Raw genomic sequence first — 2,669 nt, 5'->3', positions numbered from 1 at the left:
GGTCAACGCGCCCGGTGGGCGCGCCCGCTCGTGTCCGGTCGGCGCCTCGCGCCGGCCGGCCTCGTGGCGTGCCTGGCCGCGCTGCTCATCTCGTGGGCCGCGCCGGGCGCGGCCCACGCGGCGGCCGTCGCCGACGGCGAGACCGCCTACCGCTACTGGTCGTTCTGGACCGGAGACGCCGACGGCGCGTGGGTCTACGCCGACGAGGGGCCGGGGACGCTCCGGCCGGCGGCCGGCGATCTGGTCGGGTTCAGGTTCGGGGTCAGCGGCGAGCGGGACGACCGGACAGCGCCGCGCGACGCCGGGGACTTCGCCGCGATCTGCGGGGCCGAGCCCGCGGAGCCCAGCGTCGCGCTGGTGCTGGACTTCGGCACGGCGGCCGACGCGCCCGGCGGTGCCACGCCGCCGGAGCGGCGCGCCGAGTGCGTGCCGCTGCCGGGGCGCGCGACGGTCGCTGAGCTGCTCGCTGAGGTCGCGCCGCCGCTCCGCTACGACCAGGCCGGGCTGCTGTGCGGCATCGCCGGCTATCCGGAGCGCGGCTGCGGCGAGGAGGTCGGCGCGACGGACGAGGCGAACGAGGCGAACGAGGCGGCCGGCGGCGGCGGTTCGGTCGGCGTTCCGCTGCTGGTCGGGGTCGGGGCGGTCGCGCTGCTGGGGCTGGCCGGCTGGGCGCGGGCCAGGCGCCGCAGGAGTTCCGCGGAGACCGATGACAGAGACCGATGACGATGCGCACCGTTGAGGCCCGGCGTGCCTAGGTCCACCGGCGCGGGCCGGCTGCGCGCGCCCGTCGCGCACCGGAGCAACGCCCTGCACGCCGGCGCGTGGTGGCTGTGGGCGCTGGGCCTGGCGACCGGCGCGTCCCGGACCACCAATCCGCTCCTGCTGGGGCTCGTGGTGGCGGTCGCCGGCTATGTGGTGGCGGCCCGGCGCACCGACGCGCCGTGGGCGCGCGCCTTCGGCTTCTTCCTGGTGCTGGGCGCCGTGGTGGTGGCGGTGCGGGTGCTCTTCGCGCTGCTGTTGGGCTCGCCGATCGGCGGGACCACGGTGCTGGTGACCCTGCCCGAGGTGCCGCTGCCGGACTGGTTGGCGGGGGTGCGGCTGGGCGGCCGGGTGACGGCGGAGGCGCTGTACTTCGCGTTCTGTGACGGGCTGCGGCTGGCCGCCCTGTTGATCTGTCTGGGCGCGGCCAACGCGCTCGCCGACCCGGCGCGGCTGCTGAAGTCGCTGCCGGGCGCGCTCTACGAGATGGGAGTCGCCGTGGTGGTGGCGATGCAGTTCGCGCCCCGGCTGGTGGCCGACCTGGTGCGGATGCGCGCGGCGCAGCGCCTGCGCGGGCGTGCGGACCGGGGCGCGCGCTCCCTGGTGCGGGTCGCGCGACCGGTGTTGGAGGGCGCGTTGGAGCGTTCGGTGGCGCTGGCGGCCGCGATGGACGCCCGGGGCTATGGGCGAACGGCCGCCGTGCCGAACGGCGTTCGCCGGGCCACCAACGCGCTGCTGTTGGGCGGGCTGCTGGGCGTCTGCGTCGGCTCCTACGGGTTGCTCTCCGCCGAGGGCGCGGGCTTCGGGCTTCCGTTGCTGCTGGTGGGCGCGGTGGCGGCGGCCGTCGGGCTGTGGCTCGGGGGACGACGCAGCCCGCGCACCCGTTACCGCCCGGACCGTTGGGGCGCGCGGGCCTGGCTGGTCGCCGGCGCGGGAGCCGTGGTGGCGACCGGCGTGATCCTGGCCGCGCGCGCCGACCCGGGCGCCCTGGCGCCCTCGGCCGTGCCGTTGACCGCGCCCACGCTGCCGCTGGGCGCGGCCTGCGCGGTGCTGGTCGGGCTGCTGCCGGCGCTGGTCGCGCCCGTTCCGGCCCCGGGCGGGGCGGCGCGTGGAACGAGGGACGGACGCGGGGAGGGCGCGGCGTGATCCGGTTCTCCTCGGTCTCGGTGCGGTACGCCGAGGACGCGCCGCCGGTGCTGGCCGGGGTCGATCTGACGGTGCCCGAGGGCGAGTTGTGCCTGCTGGTGGGGCCCTCGGGGGCGGGCAAGTCGACGTTGCTGAACGCCGTGTCCGGGCTGGTGCCGCACTTCACCGGCGGGGTGCTCGGCGGCACGGTGACGGTCGCCGGCCGGTCGACGGCCGACCATCCGCCGCGCGAGCTGGCCGACGTGGTGGGCACGGTGGGCCAGGACCCGTTGGCGCACTTCGTGACCGAGACGGTGGAGGACGAACTCGCCTACGGCATGGAGTCGTTGGGGGTGCCGCCCGATGTGATGCGGCGGCGGGTCGAGGAGACGCTGGACCTGCTGGGCCTGGCCGAGCTGCGCGACCGGCGGCTGGACTCGCTCTCCGGCGGGCAGCGGCAACGGGTCGCGATCGGCTCGGTGTTGACCCCGCACCCCAGGGTGCTGGTGTTGGACGAGCCGACCTCGGCGCTTGACCCTGCGGCGGCCGAGGAGGTGCTGGCGGTCCTCCAGCGGCTGGTGCACGACCTGGGGACCACGGTGCTGCTGGCCGAGCACCGGCTGGAGCGGGTGGTGCAGTACGCGGACTCGGTGCTGCTGCTGCCGGGTCCCGGCCGCGCGCCGGTGTGGGGCCCGCCGGCCGAGGTGTTGGAGCGTTCCCCGGTGCGGCCGCCGGTGGTGCGGCTGGCCGAGGTGGCGGGCTGGTCGCCCGTTCCGCTCTCGGTG

3 protein-coding genes are annotated in these 2,669 nt (G+C 77.3%); all 3 read left to right on the top strand.

The window, feature by feature from the left end:
• Positions 1-30: 30 nt before the first annotated feature.
• Positions 31-723: an SCO2322 family protein gene (locus EBN88_RS29490; RefSeq protein WP_122400042.1), complete on the top strand. Its 693-nt coding sequence runs from the start codon at positions 31-33 to the stop codon at positions 721-723.
• A 24-nt stretch (positions 724-747) separates the two neighbouring features.
• Positions 748-1,905 (top strand): energy-coupling factor transporter transmembrane component T, encoded by a 1,158-nt coding sequence (locus EBN88_RS29485; RefSeq protein ID WP_233581119.1) that lies wholly within the window; start codon positions 748-750, stop codon positions 1,903-1,905.
• Positions 1,902-2,669 (top strand): ABC transporter ATP-binding protein (locus EBN88_RS29480; RefSeq protein ID WP_147472908.1); only part of this gene is annotated, 768 nt, incomplete at its 3' end. The genes EBN88_RS29485 and EBN88_RS29480, both read left to right, overlap by 4 nt.

This window comes from Streptomyces triticirhizae (assembly GCF_003696235.1).
Lineage (GTDB): Bacteria > Actinomycetota > Actinomycetes > Streptomycetales > Streptomycetaceae > Streptomyces > Streptomyces triticirhizae.
Note: the sequence above shows the minus strand (reverse complement) of the source record. Positions and strands in the feature narration are given on the sequence as shown.